Source organism: Bacillus sp. V33-4, from assembly GCF_002860225.1.
In the GTDB taxonomy this organism is placed as follows: Bacteria; Bacillota; Bacilli; order Bacillales; family Cytobacillaceae; genus Bacillus_BJ; species Bacillus_BJ canaveralius.
Map to the genome: position 1 here is coordinate 53,505 of NZ_PGVC01000024.1, position 17,706 is coordinate 71,210.

Below are 17,706 nucleotides of genomic sequence, written 5' to 3' on the forward strand. Positions count from 1 at the left end.
CTTGAACTAACAAATCGAGTCAACAAAGCGATTGATGCGTTTCAGCGCTTCCTGGAGCTGCTCCATTGAAGAAGCATAAGAGCAGCGTACATGTCCTTCTCCACTATCCCCAAATACATTGCCCGGAACGACAGCGACCTTTTCCATTATCAGCAGCTGTTCTGCAAATTGCTCTGAAGAAAGTCCCGTTTTTTCTATTGATGGAAAAGCATAAAATGCTCCGCCTGGAACATGGCATTCAAGGCCGATTTCCGTTAGGGAGTGGACAAAGTAGTTTCGCCTGCGCCTGTAGCTTTTGCGCATTTCCTCAACATCTCCGCTGCCGTTTTTTAATGCTTCGATCGCCGCATGCTGCGCCATCGTTGGCGCACACATCATTGCATATTGATGGATTTTCAGCATCGCTGCACATATTTCTTCCGGCGCACAAACAAATCCGAGCCGCCAACCGGTCATCGCAAACCCCTTCGAAAAACCGGACACAACGATTGTACGCTCCTGCATGTGACTGATCGCAGCCATCGAGGCATATTTTTCATCATAAACAAGCTCAGCATAAATTTCATCGGACAAAACGAGCAAATCATACTTCTCCGCAATAGCGGCAATTCCTTCAAGCTCACTTTTGCTTAACAGGGTTCCCGTCGGGTTATTTGGGGAGCAGAGCATGATGATTTTCGTTCTTTCAGTGACAGCCTCTTCCAACTGGGAAGGCTGGATTTTGAAATCATTTTCCTTTAATGACTGGACATGGACAGGAACTCCTCCAGCCATTGTCACCAGAGGCGCATAGGAAACAAAACACGGTTCAATCACGATCGCTTCATCACCGGGATCGAGCACCGCCCGCAGCGCAATATCAAGCGCCTGACTTGCACCGACTGTCACAATAATTTCTGAATCGGGAGCATAGCGAACTTCAAATTGTTTTTCCATATAATAACTAATCTCTTCGCGAAGCTCCAATAACCCGGCATTGGCCGTATAGGAGGTATATCCTTGTTCAAGCGAAAGAATCGCTGCTTCTCTTACAGACCATGAAGTTACAAAATCCGGCTCGCCAACCCCAAGAGAAATGACTCCTTCCATGCCGGCAGCAAGATCAAAAAAACGGCGGATTCCGGAAGGCTTTAACTGGCCAACGGTTTTTGATACATATGCAGTCTTTTGCTTCATCAAGGGGACACCACGATGCGCTTATCTTCATCTTGTTGTTCAAATACCGTGCCGTCATGCTTATATTTCTTCAATATAAAGTGCGTCGTCGTCGAAATCACGGATTCCAAAGTTGATAGTTTTTCCGAAACAAATCTGGCCACTTCATTCATCGACCTGCCTTCGACAATCACAGACAGATCATATGCACCCGACATCAAATAAACAGATTTCACCTCTTTAAAGCGATAAATCCTCTCGGCTACGCCGTCAAATCCCACTCCCCGCTTCGGTGTTACCTTTACATCAATCATCGCTGTTACACCTTCATGTCCCTCAACCTTCGACCAGTCGATCATAGACGCATAGCGGACAATGATCTTTGCTTCTTCTAATTTAGCAAGAATGTCTTCTGCTTCGCCTGCTTTTAAACCAACCATTTTTTCAAGGTCAGCAATCGGTATTCTCGCATCCTTTTCCAATATTTCAACAATCTCTAATTCCTTATCGGTTAAATGCATCGAATCCATCCCTCAATTCTGCTTTATAAAATATGTTCATTATAGCAAAATTTTCGATCAAAATAGATTCCTTTTATTTATTTTTTTTATGTGCCTTTTAAAAAATAATACTGTCATTATTTTAGAAAATGATAATCTTTTATGTGTATAGTGGAAAAGCTAAGGGAAATTAACGGTAAAAAGATTTTCAAGGAGAAGATTAAAATGGTCCCAACTGCTGCAGCCGAAACAAAAAGAATCAACGGGAATGACGTTTATTATGAGTATTACCTAAATACACAGTCTTGTGAAACCATTGTGCTGCTGCATGGGTTTCTTTCTTCGAGTTTCAGCTTCCGCAGATTAGTTCCGCTGCTGAAGAATGATTACAGCGTAATCTCGATAGATTTCCCCCCGTTTGGAAAAAGCGGTAAGTCGCGTAACTTTCATTACTCGTATCAAAATATCGCCCGCACGATCATCGGCCTGCTGGAGTCGCTTAACATCAATAACTTCAACATTATTGGCCACTCAATGGGCGGACAAATCACGTTAAATATGCTTCACTACCGTCCAGATCTTGCGGACAAAGCGGTTTTGCTATGCAGTTCCGGTTATCTCAGCCCTTCAAAAATACCGCTCGTCTTTTCCAGCTATCTTCCGTTTTTCCATGTATTTGTGAAGCGGCGCCTTGAAAAATCGGGGCTGAGGACCAACTTGGAGAATGTCGTCCACAACCGATCGCTGATTGATGAGGAGATGGAGAACGGCTATCTTCAGCCTTTCCTGGACGAAAATATTTTCAAAGCATTAACAAGAATGATCCGTGACCGCGAAGGCGATTTACCATCCAATGTGCTTAGGGAAATTGAAACTCCGTGCCTTTTGATCTGGGGTGAGCATGACAAGGTTGTTCCGCTCCGCGTCGGCAGGAAATTGCATAAAGATTTACAGCATTCCAAGCTCGTCGTCTTGAAAGATACCGGACATCTTGTTCCTGAAGAAAGACCCGCTGAGGTTTACCACTATATTAAGAAGTTTCTTACCGGGTGAAAAAGGCTCGTTTCACATGCAAAAGGGCCGGCCGGTGTTGTATCCGGTCAGCCCTTTCGCCGCTATACTGAGCAAGATCCCTGACCCTTAATTTCCAGCAAAGCGACGGCAATTTTTCTGCAGTCGTCCAGTTGAATGATCTGTTCGAATGAAAATTCGTATATGCTCTGAATTTTTCTGGCAAGCTTGTTGGCATCATCTTCGTCATGCACGGCCTGGACTACATCGGCAATCTCCGTGTCATATCCGCCCTCACCGCAATGAAAAGGATCCCAGCTGTTTAAAACATCGACAAGACGTAAATTTATTTGTTGGGTTTGCATATAATCACCTATTATTTTAACTTTTGACGTTCATATCTTATCATATTAGTATCAGTAGATAAAAACATGATAGAGGGTGAAAAGATGGCAGGCTATGATTTTCATGAAAAAATCGATCGCGTTAACACTGCGTCTGTAAAATGGGGAATGACAAAGGAAGTTTTTGGTTCGGATGATCTTTTGCCGATGTGGGTCGCCGATATGGACTTCCGCCCGCCCGAAGAGGTCCAGAAAGCGCTGGCGAAACGAATTGAACATGGCATCTACGGCTACACATATGTGCCGCCTTCTGTTTCCAAAGCGATCCAAAGCTGGCTCTACAAACGGCACGATTGGCAAATAAACCGATCATGGCTTTTATATGCTTCCGGAGTTGTTCCGGCAATCAGCACAGCCATTCAAGCATTTACGGTTCCCGGTGATAAAGTGATGCTTCAATCACCAGTATACTATCCGTTTTTTGAAATGGTCGAAAAAAATGACCGCATTGTTGTCAACTCTCCTCTTCAACTCACAGGCTCGCAATACGAGATCAATTTTACTGATTTTGAAGAATGCCTAAAACAGGGCGTAAAGCTATTCCTGTTATGCAGCCCGCACAACCCGGGTGGGCGAGTTTGGAATGAAGAAGAACTGACAGAGATCGGCAGACTATGTGTCAAATACGACTGCCTCATTCTTTCTGATGAAATTCATTCCGATTTGGTTTTCTCACCCTATCGCCATATTCCGATTGCATCCTTTGAACCGTTCAGCAGCCATGTCATCACTTGTATCGCCCCTTCAAAAACGTTTAACTTAGCAGGATTGCAAGCAGCGGCCCTGATCATTAAAAATGAGAAACTGAGAGAGCAATTTCGGGAAGCCCAGCAGCGCCAAGGATTTTTCAGTTTAAACACATTTGGAACACTAGCTATGGAAGCCGCTTTCCGCTACGGTGAACCATGGCTTGATAGTTTGCTTGACTATTTGCAGGGAAATGTTGGAATCGCCAAAAAGTATTTTCAGGAACACCTGCCCCGGTTCCGATTAATTGAGCCTGAATCAACATACCTATTATGGATTGATTGCCGTCCGCTTGGGCTAACAGATGAACAATTACAAGATCGGCTTTTGGAAAAGGGCAAACTTGCCCTTGAACCAGGCAGCAAGTTTCGCCAGGGCGGGGAAGGGTTTGTCCGGATGAACATCGGCTGCCAGCGCGAAGTTCTGATCGAAGGATTGGAGCGGTTTACGAAAGCATTTGCATAATTTAAAACACCCAAAGCTATTAGCGGCTTTGGGTGTTTTAATTGTATTATGAAGCTTTTTCACCAGCTTGGACTTGCTTATCTTTTGATAAAAACCAACCGCCAACCGCAATTAAAATTAAGACAACGTAAAAGCTGATTTTCCATTCGGAAGATTTCGCAAATGCTTCGGGCAGGACACTCAGTGCCGGATGGGACAGAGTATAAACGGCAAGCTTGACCCCGACCCAGCCGACGATCATAAATGCAGCGATTTCCAGCCCCGGCCTGCGCTGCAACAGTGTTACAAAATAATTGGCTGCGAAGCGCATGATGATTAGACCTATTAAACCTCCAGCGAAAATGACGAGGAATTTCCCGCCGTCAAGTCCTCCAATCTGTGGGAGTGGCGTGTTCGGAAGCGTCACAGCCAGCGCAACAGCGGCTAAAATCGAATCGACCGCAAATGCAATATCCGCCAATTCAACTTTAAAAACGGTCGCCCAGAAGCTTGATCCCTTCTTTTCCTCTTTTTTCACTTCAGTTCTGTCCTTATTTATGACGAACTTACGGACAATATGGTTAATGGCAATAAAGAGAAGGTAAAGAGCTCCGATTGCCTGTACTTGCCATACGTCGACAAGGAAGGAAATGATAAACAGTGACCCGAAGCGGAAAATAAAAGCTCCGAAAAGACCATAGAAGAGCGCTTTTTTCCTCTCCTCCTCAGGAAGGTGTTTCACCATAATAGCCAAAACCAATGCATTGTCAGCAGCCAGAAGTCCTTCAAGTGCAATTAGGACAAGTAATACCCAGCCGTATTCCAGTAAAATTGATACATCCATGAAAAAATTCCTCCTTGAATTTTATTATTTGCTGGCAGTCAAATAGATTTTTCCCACCGGCCTTGCAGATACAAAAAGGCAATCTCATATGTCGGGTTAACAACAGGTGAACATAATAATGAATTACCCCATACCAAGAAAACAAAGCATAGTTGTAGTCCCGGGCAATGAAAAAAGGCCTTTACTCATGTAAAGGCCCGAAACATACAAAAAGACCTTTACACATGTCTGTAAAGGTCTTGCTAACAACGGTAAGGTTGCCAATAAAGCCGGAGATATGTATCCCGAAATGACGACTTTATTGTCCAGCTACTCCCCTTTAAAAAGGATTATTGAATTAATATAAATATAAAGGAAACTGTTCTGAAAAGTCAAGTCAATTCCGATAATCTGGTTGATTTTTAGAAAATTAGCTCTATGAGCACCGACCCATCTATCATCTTATACAGCTAAATTATTTTGGTGTTGCAGTTAATTGATCAGGAACATCTGAAAAAAGACGCAGAGCCATGTTAACGGTCTTTGTTTCGTTGGTTTTGTTCGTTTATTCTTTTTTCAAGCTCCTCCGTTTTGCGGGCTTCCCGTTTGGAGACATTTATTATGAATCTCATCGTTAAAATGGCCGCAATCAAGAAGACGACAAGCGTAATAGCCGAGGGGATATATTCAGATTTATCTTCGGGAAAATATAAAAAGAGGGAAAGCACATACCATTGCATCGTCTGTTTCTTCCTTTCTGCCGGGGCAGGGTTCCATTCATCTATTATAACGCGAACGGCCGGGCTCCGGTCTTTTTTACAAAAACCAGCGGGAGACCCCAATTTTACATTCAATCCCGTTCCGAGAATTTGAACAACTGCGGATTCAGGTTATTATGATACCATATGAATAAGCTATTTACACTTTCAGAGATTTAATCCAAGGAGGAGAGCAGTCGTGGAATTACAAATTGGCGATAAGGTAACAGCCCATTATAAGACGGGAAAATATGCAGGGGAGATTACTGATGTTCGGCCCGCGCATTACTTAGTGAGAGTCCTTGCTGTTTTAAAGCATCCGAAGCAGGGTGATTTACATAACCCGAATGAAGCTGAAGGAGTTTTCTTCCACGAAAGACGTGCGCTTGCCCACCGGGAACAAGCAAACATTACGAAGCAAATGGTCAAGCCTTTTGCCGATGACATGCCCGACTATGATGAATCGTTGCGGGCGGCAATCGCGAAAATGAAGGAAGAACTAGCCAATGACAGTTCCAAATGGACCGAACTGAGCTTAAGAAATCTTGAATCATTAGAAAAAGATTATTTTAAATGAACATTCTCGTCTGTGTCATCATGCATGCTCATTAACTAAAAAGCCAAATCTCCAATTACAGGGGATTTGGCTTTTTAGGCGAACTTATTTAACAGCTTGGAAAAATCAACGCGATCACCGATCGTCGTGGGAGTTGGCTTCTGTAAATATTGCTTATCCTTTTCGACCAAACGGAAAATGCTGTATGTGGTCATGGCGTCATCTAAAGCGCGATGGTGTTTGCCTGTCCCTTCCTTTCCGTACTCCTGGACTGCCTTCCATAAACCCGTCTGGTTTTGGTCTCCAAAGAATTGTTTGTATTCCATCGATAAGTCGATTTCCTTCCCGGAAAAAGGAAATGGCAACCCGGCCTTTGCACAATTTTGGCGAAGTACCCTCATATCCATATTTCCCCATGTGACAACCGTGCTTGAAGCTCCCCGATCCAAATGCTCCAATTTTTTAATCAGTTCATAAAAAGAAACTCCCTGATTCACCTGTGCCTGTGAAATATGTAAAAACGATTTGCAGCGGTCTGTTAATTTGGGGAAGCGCAACGGGATAACAAATGAAGAAAATTTCTCGAAAATATTCTCCTCTTCTACGATGACGATACCCGCTTCAATAATTTCCGGGTAAAACCCTGTTAACTTGCCTTTTCGATCTGGCATTGTAAACTCAAAATCAATAAATAAATACCGGTGCTTCTCCTTCACTTATTCACCTGCTTTCCCCTTGTGAATCAACCAATTCCGTGAATTAAAGTTCGATACAGCGATTGTTTTAAATTATTATATCATGTTCAATTTTAAATTTTTAAATTTTCTGCATTATTTTTCCCTATTTTTTTATTGCAGACTTTCAATTAAAGGATTTTTTTATTAAAATTAATATTTAGATAGACGAAATATTTTATTAACGATATCCAGAAATTAACTGTGGAAAAATTCCAACAAGAAGGTGTTTATAATTCAGTTACAACGAAGAAACCTGATGATTATGTGGTTTGCGAATTTTTTAGTCGCTGCAAGCGCCACGATGATCTTGCCTTTTTTATCCCTATATATTGAAACAATGGGAGCATTTAGTGATGATTATGTACAGCGTTGGTCCGGATTCGTCTTTGGTATTACATTTTTAGCTGCGTTTTTCATTTCTCCATTATGGGGACGGTTTGGAGACAAGCACGGGTACAAACCAATCCTCATCATTACTGGCTTTGGAATTGCTTCGTGCATTTTTTTAATGGGCCTGGTTGATTCTGTGCAGGGATTATTTATCCTGCGGCTTGCGATGGGGGTTGTCACCGGGTTTATCCCGACATCACTAGCACTCATTTCATCGCAAACAAGAAAGGAAGTTGCCGGGAAAACGTTGGGAACCTTACAAATGGGGACTGTATCCGGAAGCTTGTTGGGACCGCTGATCGGTGGAATGATGGCCGATATATTCGGGTTTCAATATACGTTTTTGATTACTTCGTTTGTAATCGCTCTGGCCACGGTGTTAGTTGCAGTAGGTATAAAGGAGAAACGGCGTGAAAAAGCGGCAGATTATGGAAAGTCGTTTTCACGGAAGGATGTTGTAAGCCATATTTTTCATAACCGGGTATTGCTTACAATTATGATTTTGTCTTTGCTTGTCAACACAGCCAACTTTAGTATCCAACCGTTGCTTGCCCTTTACGTCAATCAATTAAATCATTCTAGCAATATCGCTTTTCTGGCCGGGCTGGCATTCTCGGCAACCGGCTTTGGAGACCTGCTTTTTACACGAAGCTGGGGAAAGCTTGGTGATTCAGCTGGACATGACCGGGTTTTAATGATCCTGCTCGTCCTCTCAGCCCTGCTGTTTATACCTCAGGGGCTTGTCGAGTCATTATGGCAGCTTATCTTGTGTAGATTTTTATTTGGCGTCGCGATCGGTGGGGTGATTCCATGCATCACCGCTTACATCCGCCAGATGGCACCACTTGCAATGCAAGGAGAAATCCTTGGTTATAATGTTTCGTTTCAATTTATGGGGAACGTAATAGGGCCGGCAATGGGTGGATTGCTCTCCGGATTATTTGGCATTTCTACCGTCTTTTTTGTAACAAGTGCTTTATTCGTTGCTGCTTTTGGCTTATTATGGTGGAGTGTTAGAAAATCAGGAGAGCTGGCCCAGTCCTCTTCCTGAATTAATAGTTTACAGAAAAGCTAAGCTCATTTTAATTGCGCTATAGATATTCTTATATTTTAGAAGGAACGGGATAACAATTTGCGGACATTAAGCGGCTACTTCATCATTTCGATTCTTTTCCCTTTATTAATTGGTACAGTCTTTTATGCGACGCAAGAAACAAAAAAGGCAAAAAGCCTGGATACGATCTTAGAAGATATACATGTTGAAGAAACAAATTTAAAGCAAAAAAGCCTGATCCTGGCCGGAAATGGCAGCATCGCAACCGAGCTTTACAATCCGGAGAACAGAGTTTTTTTGCCTTTTGAACAGATCCCGGCCTTTCTAAAAGACATATTTATTGTCAGTGAAGACCAAAATTTTTATGAACATCCAGGGTTTGATTTAACTGCAATTGGGCGGGCTTTGACGGTCAATATTAAAGAAGACGGGATCGAACAGGGTGCAAGTACGATCACCCAGCAGGTCGCCCGAAACTTATACTTAAGCCATAATAAAACCTATAACCGCAAGCTCAGCGAGATTTTATATGCATATCAACTCGAACGGACCTTCTCAAAGGATCAAATACTGGAGCTTTATATCAATGCCATTTATTTTCAAAACGGGGCATACGGAATTGAAGCAGCAGCAGGTTTTTATTTTAATAAAAACACAGCCCAGCTAACAAAGGGGGAGTTAGCTTTCCTTGCAGCGATCCCGAACAACCCCTCCTATTACGATCCTATTGAACATTTTGATCACACAAAACTGCGCCAGGAAAGACTGATTGGCCTGCTTCAACACAGCGGCCTTATCGGCGGGTCGGAGGCGGAGCAAATAAAAGGGGAGCCGATCGTTCTCCATATAAAAAAACGCGTCGACCAGTTTCCGGACTATACTGCCTATGTAGAAGATGAACTGCATAGGCTCGTCGCCCAGCAGGACGGCTACGATGCCCGATTTGCTGAAGCATCTGAACAAGAACAGGCAATTCTCGAAGAGGAACTGGCTGCAAAAGTGGACGATCTGCTGTCCTCCGGAATTATCATCCATACGGCGCTGGACGCTGGAATCCAGGAAAAAACGGTACAGGCAGTCCAGAATCATTTAGGGAATATCGATGCCCAGGGAGCAGCAGCGGTAATCCGCCATCGCGACATGGAAATTATCGCCTTATCCGGTGGTAAAAATTATCAAAAATATGATTTTCATCGCGCTTATCAGGCTTACCGGCAACCAGGATCAGCCATAAAACCGCTGCTCGTCTACGCCCCATACTTTGAAAGAACAAAGGCTTCTGCTTCGGAAAATGTCGATGCAGGCCGATATTGCAACAAAAATTATTGCCCGGAAAACTACGACGGGGCCACCTACGGACGGGTCCCAATCGAGCAGGCTTTTATCCATTCCTATAATACTCCGGCTGTCAGGCTGCTTGATAAAATCGGCATTCAAGAGGGCTTTGCCGATATTGATCATTTTCATTTCAAACAAGTGGTTAGTGATGACCACGTCTTGCCTGCAGCTGTTGGTGGTTTCACGTACGGGATGACACCGCTCGAATTAACGGGCGCTTATACAGTTTTCCCGAATGGCGGCCATTATCGGACTCCAAGAACGATTCGAAAGATTACCGATCGAAACGGAAAAATCCTTTATGCCTGGAATGACCAGCCCGTACAGATTTGGAGTCAACAAACGATTGAAACGGTTGATCAGCTTTTGCAAAAAACGCTGTCCTCCGGGACCGCACGAAAAGCGTACCTGCCAAACCGGGCAGCAGGAGGGAAAACCGGAACAACCAATCATTTTAAAGATCTTTGGTTTGTCGGCTATGCGGACGATTTAACTGCTGGAGTTTGGGTCGGCAAGGATCAGCCGGAAAGCATTGAGTCACTGCAAAACCAGGCGCCCCAGCTGATGATCTGGCGTGATATTGTTAAATAAATTAGGATTAGAAAAAGGCGGAGGGCTAATTAATCCCCTTCCGCCTTTTAAACTGGCAAACTTGCCATCACACTGTTATAGATTTTAATAGACAAATAGAATACACCAGTCAACAGTGATGCCCAGACTACAACCTGAAAGAAAATCATGCCAATAATCCCCGCAGCAGACAGGTCCTGGCTTGTTTTATGGACAAAATAAATAAAATAAATGACTGTCGTAATGAGCAGGATGGCACCGATCCCGATAAAGCTGTACATGCTGGCAACAGATAATGCACTGCCAACAAAATAAATAATCGAACCGCTGCGAATCTTTTTCAAGCTGTCCCCTTCAGAATCCTTCGAAAAAAACAGCAAGGACATGCCATTTATCGTATCGGCTACCAATTTTAACGCAGCAAACACCATAAAAAACACGACAACCAATAAAATCAGCAGGGAAAGCTTTATGCCCCCTTCCGAAAAGAATTCGAGCATTCCCTTATAAATACCAATCTTTTTTAAAAAATCCAACAGCCATAATTCCACACGGATGGCCAGGGCAAGGCTGAACAAAATAATCGACATAAGCGGGAAATAGCTTGTTAAGTATGTATTTTTCATATGTTGTTGGGCTCCCGGTTTCATTTCATGTATCAAAATTTATTATGATTGAAATCCCGGCTTTGCACAACCTTTAATCAAACAATATGCGCTTTATGAAAACATATAAAGGGAGCTGGTTCTTTTGATCCAGCTCCTGGTATGATACTGTTTATAATTTGCGTGTCCAGTCTTTTTGAACACTGTATTTAAGAGTCACTCAATACACATTATTAATGACTCGCTGCGGCTTCTACGAGGCCCGGACTCTTACATATTCCCTTGGACCAAACGTTTTTTGAACTTCAAATTTTTCGTTTACTCCACCCTGATCATGAATTGGGATGATCTCGATATGTTCTTCATCCCCGGTTGGAACATAAGATTGCCTTTTTGTTTGTTGATTTAAAAACCACGCACTTGAGAACATTAGCAAAAAGACAAAAAGGCAAACATTCGCTTTTTTCAACATGTTGCACACCACCTTGTATTAGTGTGCATACGTTACCAAAGTATTATTCATAAAAAAATTTTTTCTGAAAACAACGGGTTTTTACATATTTAATAATGAGGTCCAAACTCTGTTCCAATCTAGCTCTTTTGCATGCATGCCGTTTTGATTTAGGTTATAATTTGTTCTAAAGATCGAAATGAGGGATTTTTACATTTACTGTGTCTCAAAGGATGTATTGCATGGAGGATTATATTTCAGTAATTGGAAATAGTGATAAAGAACTTAAATCCATTCATGTTTCACAGAGACAAGCTCATTGGAATTTCGATTAAGGGGGTTATGTTTTGTCATTGCTTCATCTTGCTATTTTATCACCGCTATTGCTGGCAATAGCCATACCTTTATTACATAAGTACTTTCGGCAAATCCATACCGGCTGGTTTGTACTGCCTCTGCCTATCGTTCTCTTCACTTATTTTTTACAGTACATATCTCTGACACGAGATGGCTCCTCCATTATCAAGACGATTGCATGGATTCCATCACTCGACATCAATTTTTCGGCAAAAATAGACGGGCTTGGTTTGCTGTTTGCCCTGTTAATTACCGGGATTGGCTCCCTCGTCGTTCTTTATTCGATCTACTATTTATCAAAGGATAAAGAAAAACTTAATACTTTTTATGTGTATATGCTATTGTTTATGGGAGCGATGCTCGGGGTAGTTCTATCGGACAATCTGATCGTTCTGTATACGTTTTGGGAGCTGACAAGCTTTTCTTCCTTTTTGCTGATCGGCTACTGGTACCATCGGGAAGAATCACGTTATGGTGCACAAAAGTCAATGCTTATCACTGTATTCGGCGGTCTCGCCATGCTTGGCGGTTTCCTTCTGCTTTATATAATGACTGGAACTTTTAGCATTACGGAAATGATCGGCCGGTCCGGGGAGATCTTTACTCATTCATTATTTGTGCCTTCACTGTTATGTATCCTTTTAGGGGCGTTTACAAAATCGGCACAATTCCCCTTCCACATTTGGCTTCCTGATGCAATGGAAGCACCTACTCCTGTCAGCGCTTACCTTCATTCAGCGACGATGGTTAAGGCCGGTATTTATGTTGTTGCGAGGTTCTCGCCAATATTCGCTGAACACAGCCTATGGTTATGGCTTGTCGCAGGTGTTGGAATCGTGACATTGTTCTGGGGGTCTTTTTCTGCGGTAAAGCAGACGGATTTAAAAGCGATTCTTGCTTTTTCTACAGTCAGCCAGCTCGGCATGATCATGTCGCTGCTGGGCGTCGGAGCTGCAGCTATCCACTTTGAAGAGCTGGATAACAGCTACTTTACGGTTGCTGTAACAGCTGCTGTGTTCCATCTTATCAATCATGCTACCTTTAAAGGCAGCCTTTTCATGGTTGTCGGAATTATCGACCACGAAACAGGAACACGCGATATACGAAGACTTGGCGGATTAATCAATCTGATGCCTATCTCATTTACACTGGCGCTGGTCGGAGCATTTTCAATGGCCGGATTGCCGCCGTTTAATGGGTTTTTAAGTAAAGAAATGTTCTTCACCGGCATGCTCAGGGTTATGGAGATGAATATCTTTAAGCTTGATACATGGAGTGCGCTGTTTCCGATTATCGCCTGGATCGGCAGCATTTTCACTTTTGTTTACAGCATGATCATCGTATTTAAAACGTTTGCCGGAAAGTACCAGCCTGAGAAACTTGATCGTAAGCCACATGAAGCACCATTGGGGATGCTGATTCCGCCTTTGGTTCTCGCTTCTCTTGTCATTATTTTCGGGGTACTCCCAAATATCCTGTCAGAGACACTGATTGCGCCAGCGATGACATCCATATTGCCGGGCCTTGCCTTTGATGTGCGCATTTCTTTTTGGCATGGACCTACGCCGGAATTGTTCATGACATTGGGAGTCGTCATACTGGGAACCATTCTTTATCTCACTCTGGCAAAATGGCAAAGCGTCTACGGCTTGCTTCCGGACAAGCTTGCTTTAAACAGGTTATATGACAAGGGACTGGAAAAAGCCCAATACGGCTCCTTCCGGTTAACAAGTACATATATGAACGGGTATATTCGCACATATTTAGTCTATATTTTCGCTTTCTTCACCATCGTGGTCGGGACGACACTGTTTGTAAAGAATGCGTTCGCTATAGACGCCTCAGATGTATCTCCTATCCGGTTTTATGAAGCAATTTTGGTCCTGGTCGTCGCTATTTCAGCGGTGTCGATTCTTTTCGCCAAATCGCGCCTGACTTCAATCATTTTACTCGGGGCTGTTGGATACACAGTCGCTTTGCTGTTTGTTGTTTTCCGCGCACCTGACCTTGCTTTAACTCAGCTTGTTATTGAAACCGTCTCTGTAGCGTTGTTCCTGCTTTGCTTCTACCATTTACCTGAAATCTGCCGAAGTGAAGAACGGATTCGCTTTAGAATGACGAATGCGGTCATCTCAATTGGAATAGGAGCAATTGTCACACTGATTGCTTTATCTGCCCACAGCACAAAACTGTTTGATTCGATTGCGCACTACTATGTTGAAAACACCTATGAAGAAGCTGCCGGAAAAAATATGGTGAACGTTATTCTTGTTGACTTCCGGGGCTTTGATACGATGTTTGAAATAACCGTATTGGGCATTGCGGCACTGGGGATCTTTACCATGATTAAGCTTAGGCTGGCAAGGAGGAAAGAGGGATGAAAACAAATGATATCATTTTACAGACTGTCACAAAAATAACCGTTTTTATTATTATTCTTTTTTCCATCCATTTGTTTTTCGCCGGCCACTATTATCCAGGAGGCGGATTTGTCGGCGGATTAATGACTTCGGGCGCCATCGTTTTATTGCTGCTGGCGTTTGACATGAAAACGGTAGCCAATGTACTGCCGATTGATTATAAGCATTTAATCGGCATCGGGCTTTTTTTCGCTATCGGTACCGGGTTAGGCGGGCTTATATTTGATGCTCCGTTCCTGACACATGCATTTACGGATGTAAATTTGCCGCTTTTAGGCGAAACCTCACTGCATACAGCCGTTTTATTCGATACTGGCGTGTTTCTTGTTGTTATCGGCGTAACGATGACCATTATTCAAACGATAGGGGAGGACGAATAATGGAGATTTTAATGGCTTTTGTTATCGGAATTTTGTTTATGTCTGCCACTTACTTAATGCTGTCAAAAAGCTTGCTCCGCATCATCATCGGGACAGGATTATTGAGCCATGGTGCCCACCTTTTGCTTTTAACAATGGGAGGTCTTAAGCGGGGGGCTCCACCATTATTGGGTGAACATGCTGAAACTTATACTGACCCAATTCCACAGGCTCTCATCTTAACAGCGATTGTGATCAGCTTTGGAGTTACCGCGTTTTTCCTTGTCTTGGCTTACAGGGCTTACCAAGAGCTGGGCACGGATAATATGGAGCGTTTGAGAGGTACCGAAAGACATGAATAATTTGATTATAATGCCGATATTGATCCCTTTAATATCAGGGGTCCTGCTGATCTTTTTCAGCAAAAACATCCAAATCCAGCGATGGGGTGCCGCCCTGTCCTCATTTATTACAATGATTGTCTCGGTCATGCTGGTTCAACAAGTCAAAACCGAAGGCATCCAAACGATGGATGTAAGCAATTGGGAGGCCCCGTTCGGAATCACGCTTGTTTCCGATATGCTTTCCGCTATGCTTGTATTAACGACCAGCATTATAGCGTTTACTTGTATCATCTACTCATTCCGCTCGATTGGAGAAGACAGAGAAAGGTTTTATTATTATCCGGTCGTTTTATTTTTAATCGTCGGTGTCAATGGGGCGTTTACGACCGGTGATATATTTAACCTGTTTGTATTCTTTGAAGTCCTGCTGATGGCATCTTACGTATTAATTGTCCATGGCGGCACAAAGATACAGCTTCGTGAATCGATCAAATATATTCTCGTGAATGTTATTTCTTCCGCATTGTTTGTTATTACTGTCGGTTTTCTGTACTCCGTTGTCGGCACGCTGAACATGGCTCATATTTCAGAGCGCATCAACGCAGCGAACCAGTCCGGAATTCTCACCGTGATTGCCATATTATTTTTAATTGTTTTCGGATTAAAAGGCGCCATTTTCCCGCTTTATTTTTGGCTCCCCGGATCCTATTATGCTCCGCCGTCAGCGATCACGGCGCTGTTTGGCGCATTGCTCACAAAAGTCGGCGTCTACTCGATCATGCGCACATATACATTGTTTTTCAATCATGACGCAGGTTACACACACCAAATTTTAAGTGTTTTGGCGATTTTGACGATCATCTTCGGAGTAATTGGCGCGATTGCCTTTTGGGATGTCAATAAGATCATTATTTACAATATTATCGTTGCTGTCGGGATCATTTTGTTTGGCGTATCAGTGATGACGCCGACTGCTTTAGCGGGTTCAATTTTTTATCTGATGCACGATATGATTATCAAAGCAGCCCTTTTTTTCCTCGCAGGTGTTATGATTGCCATAACTGGGACCAGCAACTTACGCGGCTTTAGCGGATTGATCAAACGGTATCCCGGTCTTGGCTGGAGTTTTTTCCTTGCTTCCCTTGCGCTCGCCGGGATTCCACCACTAAGCGGTTTTGCCGGAAAACTGTTAATTGTCCAAGGGGGATTTGAAGGAGAGCGATTTTGGGGTGCGGCCATTGTCCTTATGTCAAGCCTGCTTATGCTGTTTTCCGTAATGAAAGTATTTATTCATGGTTTTTGGGGAAATCCGCGGACGTTTGAAGGTGAGGATAAAGTGCCCGTCGGAGCCCTGATGGTTGCTCCATTCGTATTGGTGGGATTATCTGTTTTATATGGAATCGGCACAGAGGTTTTGATGCCTTACATTATCGAGGCTGCAGAAACATTATCCGATCCGTCCATTTACATTGAAGCTGTATTGAAGGAGTAATGGACTATGGCATTTCAAATTTTATTAAACTTTCTATTAGCGTTCACATGGATGTTTATCACCGTGTCTTTTGACGTGGTCACATTTTTTGTTGGTTATCTCTTCGGGCTCTTGATTATTTTTGCCTTCAGGCGGTTTTTCAGCTCCCGTTTTTATTTACACCGGGTGAACGCAGTTATTGCGCTGTTGCTTATTTTTATTAAAGAACTGGTGCTATCCAACATCGCCGTTTTAAAGGTCGTGTTAAAACCGAAGCTCGACATGAAGCCAGGCATTTTTGCACTGCCTACCGTACTCGAAAAGGATTGGGAGATTACCGTGCTGGCCAATCTCATCACATTAACGCCCGGAACGCTTGTCGTTGATATTTCACCGGACAACAAAATTCTTTATGTTCATGCCATGGATATTGACGATGTTGACGACGCAATCAGCAGCATTAAAAACACGTTTGAAAAAGCAATCATGGAGGTGAGCCGCTAATGTTTCATTTCATTATACAATTATCGCTCGTTTGTATTTCACTCTCGATGCTCGGCCTCATTTATCGTGTCATTAAGGGCCCCAGCGTCCCTGACAGGGTTGTCGCACTCGATGCAATTGGAATCAATCTTGTTGCGATTATCGCGCTCGTATCCATTCTCCTGAGGACAAATGCATTCCTCGAAGTTATTTTATTAATTGGGATTCTCGCCTTTATTGGAACCGTTGCCTTTTCGAAATATATTGAAAAGGGGGTAATTATTGAAAGTGATCGAGATCTTTAGATTTATGAGCGGAGCGTTAATTCTTATTGGGGCGTTTTTAAGCCTTGTAGCAGCTTTTGGAGTCATCCGCCTGCCGGACGTCTATACACGGAACCATGCGGCTTCCAAAAGCGCCACGCTTGGGGTAATGTCTATCCTGCTAGGTACGTTCGTCCATTTTTTTATGGAACAGGACCACTTCAACTCGCGAATCATCCTCGGGATTGTGTTTATTTTCATAACATCTCCGGTCGCCGGGCATCTGATCAGCCGGGCTGCTTATAACTCTGGTGTTAAACTGTGGGAGAAAAGCGTTCAGGATGATTTAGAAGAGGCGGTTTGGAGACGCAATAACCGTGTCAGACAAAGAGACAATTAGCACTCTGCAGCCATTAAGTGGATAATGGCTATTTTTTGAAATCATTAAAAATTCAAAAAAGGTTGA

At 43.2% G+C, this 17,706-nt stretch carries 20 protein-coding genes; 12 read left to right on the forward strand and 8 right to left on the reverse strand.

Annotated elements, in window-relative coordinates; all coding sequences use genetic code 11:
• Positions 1–6 precede the first annotated feature (6 nt).
• Both CVD23_RS09530 and CVD23_RS09535 read right to left on the reverse strand, forming a co-directional pair.
• Positions 7–1,176, reverse strand: coding sequence for an aminotransferase (locus CVD23_RS09530; protein ID WP_101577233.1), 1,170 nt, complete (start codon positions 1,174–1,176; stop codon positions 7–9).
• Entirely contained in the window at positions 1,176–1,676 is a 501-nt protein-coding gene (locus tag CVD23_RS09535; RefSeq protein ID WP_101577455.1) for an Lrp/AsnC family transcriptional regulator, read from the reverse strand. The genes CVD23_RS09530 and CVD23_RS09535 overlap by 1 nt, the downstream gene beginning before the upstream one ends.
• A gap of 204 nt (positions 1,677–1,880) precedes the next feature.
• Here CVD23_RS09535 and CVD23_RS09540 point away from each other — a divergent pair, with 204 nt between their 5' ends.
• Complete coding sequence (locus tag CVD23_RS09540; protein WP_101577234.1) at positions 1,881–2,708, forward strand: alpha/beta fold hydrolase; 828 nt, start codon at positions 1,881–1,883, stop codon at positions 2,706–2,708.
• A 62-nt stretch (positions 2,709–2,770) separates the two neighbouring features.
• On the opposite strand, the gene CVD23_RS09545 is transcribed toward CVD23_RS09540, so the two are convergent.
• A complete protein-coding gene (locus tag CVD23_RS09545) occupies positions 2,771–3,031 on the reverse strand; it encodes a DUF1871 family protein (protein WP_101577235.1) in 261 nt (86 codons plus the stop codon).
• A gap of 84 nt (positions 3,032–3,115) precedes the next feature.
• Here CVD23_RS09545 and CVD23_RS09550 point away from each other — a divergent pair, with 84 nt between their 5' ends.
• Positions 3,116–4,282, forward strand: a complete 1,167-nt coding sequence (locus tag CVD23_RS09550) for a MalY/PatB family protein (RefSeq protein ID WP_101577236.1) — start codon at positions 3,116–3,118, stop codon at positions 4,280–4,282.
• Between the two features lie 46 nt (positions 4,283–4,328).
• On the opposite strand, the gene CVD23_RS09555 is transcribed toward CVD23_RS09550, so the two are convergent.
• Together CVD23_RS09555 and CVD23_RS09560 are read right to left on the reverse strand one after the other, a co-directional pair.
• The gene (locus CVD23_RS09555; protein ID WP_101577237.1) at positions 4,329–5,105 is read right to left on the reverse strand and encodes a TerC family protein; all 777 of its coding nucleotides are present in this window, start codon (positions 5,103–5,105) and stop codon (positions 4,329–4,331) included.
• A 512-nt stretch (positions 5,106–5,617) separates the two neighbouring features.
• A complete protein-coding gene (locus CVD23_RS09560; protein ID WP_101577456.1) occupies positions 5,618–5,824 on the reverse strand; it encodes a hypothetical protein in 207 nt (68 codons plus the stop codon).
• Positions 5,825–6,041: 217 nt separating this feature from the next.
• Here CVD23_RS09560 and CVD23_RS09565 point away from each other — a divergent pair, with 217 nt between their 5' ends.
• A complete protein-coding gene (locus tag CVD23_RS09565) occupies positions 6,042–6,419 on the forward strand; it encodes a kinase-associated lipoprotein B (protein ID WP_180955614.1) in 378 nt (125 codons plus the stop codon).
• Between the two features lie 74 nt (positions 6,420–6,493).
• Here CVD23_RS09565 and kapD read toward each other — a convergent pair whose 3' ends face one another.
• Positions 6,494–7,114 carry a 3'-5' exonuclease KapD gene (gene kapD, locus CVD23_RS09570; RefSeq protein ID WP_101577239.1) on the reverse strand — a complete coding sequence of 207 codons (621 nt, stop codon included), beginning with the start codon at positions 7,112–7,114 and terminating at the stop codon, positions 6,494–6,496.
• A gap of 277 nt (positions 7,115–7,391) precedes the next feature.
• On the opposite strand from kapD, the gene CVD23_RS09575 reads away from it, so the two are divergent.
• Together CVD23_RS09575 and CVD23_RS09580 are read left to right on the forward strand one after the other, a co-directional pair.
• Positions 7,392–8,576, forward strand: a complete 1,185-nt coding sequence (locus CVD23_RS09575) for an MFS transporter (protein ID WP_308314932.1) — start codon at positions 7,392–7,394, stop codon at positions 8,574–8,576.
• An 81-nt stretch (positions 8,577–8,657) separates the two neighbouring features.
• On the forward strand, positions 8,658–10,508 hold the full coding sequence (locus CVD23_RS09580; RefSeq protein ID WP_101665863.1) for a transglycosylase domain-containing protein: 1,851 nt from the start codon (positions 8,658–8,660) through the stop codon (positions 10,506–10,508).
• A 47-nt stretch (positions 10,509–10,555) separates the two neighbouring features.
• Here CVD23_RS09580 and CVD23_RS09585 read toward each other — a convergent pair whose 3' ends face one another.
• Positions 10,556–11,113 (reverse strand): DUF5366 family protein, encoded by a 558-nt coding sequence (locus CVD23_RS09585; protein ID WP_101665864.1) that lies wholly within the window; start codon positions 11,111–11,113, stop codon positions 10,556–10,558.
• A gap of 232 nt (positions 11,114–11,345) precedes the next feature.
• Positions 11,346–11,564: a hypothetical protein gene (locus tag CVD23_RS09590; RefSeq protein WP_101665865.1), complete on the reverse strand. Its 219-nt coding sequence runs from the start codon at positions 11,562–11,564 to the stop codon at positions 11,346–11,348.
• A 326-nt stretch (positions 11,565–11,890) separates the two neighbouring features.
• On the opposite strand from CVD23_RS09590, the gene CVD23_RS09595 reads away from it, so the two are divergent.
• From CVD23_RS09595 to mnhG, 7 genes are read left to right on the forward strand one after another with little or no spacing between them, the layout of a single operon-like run.
• Entirely contained in the window at positions 11,891–14,281 is a 2,391-nt protein-coding gene (locus CVD23_RS09595; RefSeq protein ID WP_101665866.1) for a Na+/H+ antiporter subunit A, read from the forward strand.
• Entirely contained in the window at positions 14,278–14,700 is a 423-nt protein-coding gene (locus CVD23_RS09600; RefSeq protein WP_101577243.1) for a Na(+)/H(+) antiporter subunit B, read from the forward strand. The genes CVD23_RS09595 and CVD23_RS09600 overlap by 4 nt, the downstream gene beginning before the upstream one ends.
• A complete protein-coding gene (locus CVD23_RS09605; RefSeq protein ID WP_101657887.1) occupies positions 14,700–15,041 on the forward strand; it encodes a Na(+)/H(+) antiporter subunit C in 342 nt (113 codons plus the stop codon). The genes CVD23_RS09600 and CVD23_RS09605 overlap by 1 nt, the downstream gene beginning before the upstream one ends.
• Positions 15,034–16,515, forward strand: a complete 1,482-nt coding sequence (locus CVD23_RS09610) for a Na+/H+ antiporter subunit D (protein WP_101665867.1) — start codon at positions 15,034–15,036, stop codon at positions 16,513–16,515. Before CVD23_RS09605 ends, CVD23_RS09610 begins: the two co-directional genes overlap by 8 nt.
• Before the next feature lie 6 nt (positions 16,516–16,521).
• A complete protein-coding gene (locus tag CVD23_RS09615; protein ID WP_101665868.1) occupies positions 16,522–16,998 on the forward strand; it encodes a Na+/H+ antiporter subunit E in 477 nt (158 codons plus the stop codon).
• Positions 16,999–17,045: 47 nt separating this feature from the next.
• Positions 17,046–17,282 (forward strand): Na(+)/H(+) antiporter subunit F1, encoded by a 237-nt coding sequence (locus CVD23_RS09620; protein ID WP_373270874.1) that lies wholly within the window; start codon positions 17,046–17,048, stop codon positions 17,280–17,282.
• Positions 17,266–17,640: a monovalent cation/H(+) antiporter subunit G gene (gene mnhG / locus CVD23_RS09625; protein ID WP_374702630.1), complete on the forward strand. Its 375-nt coding sequence runs from the start codon at positions 17,266–17,268 to the stop codon at positions 17,638–17,640. Before CVD23_RS09620 ends, mnhG begins: the two co-directional genes overlap by 17 nt.
• The last annotated feature ends 66 nt before the right edge of the window (positions 17,641–17,706 follow it).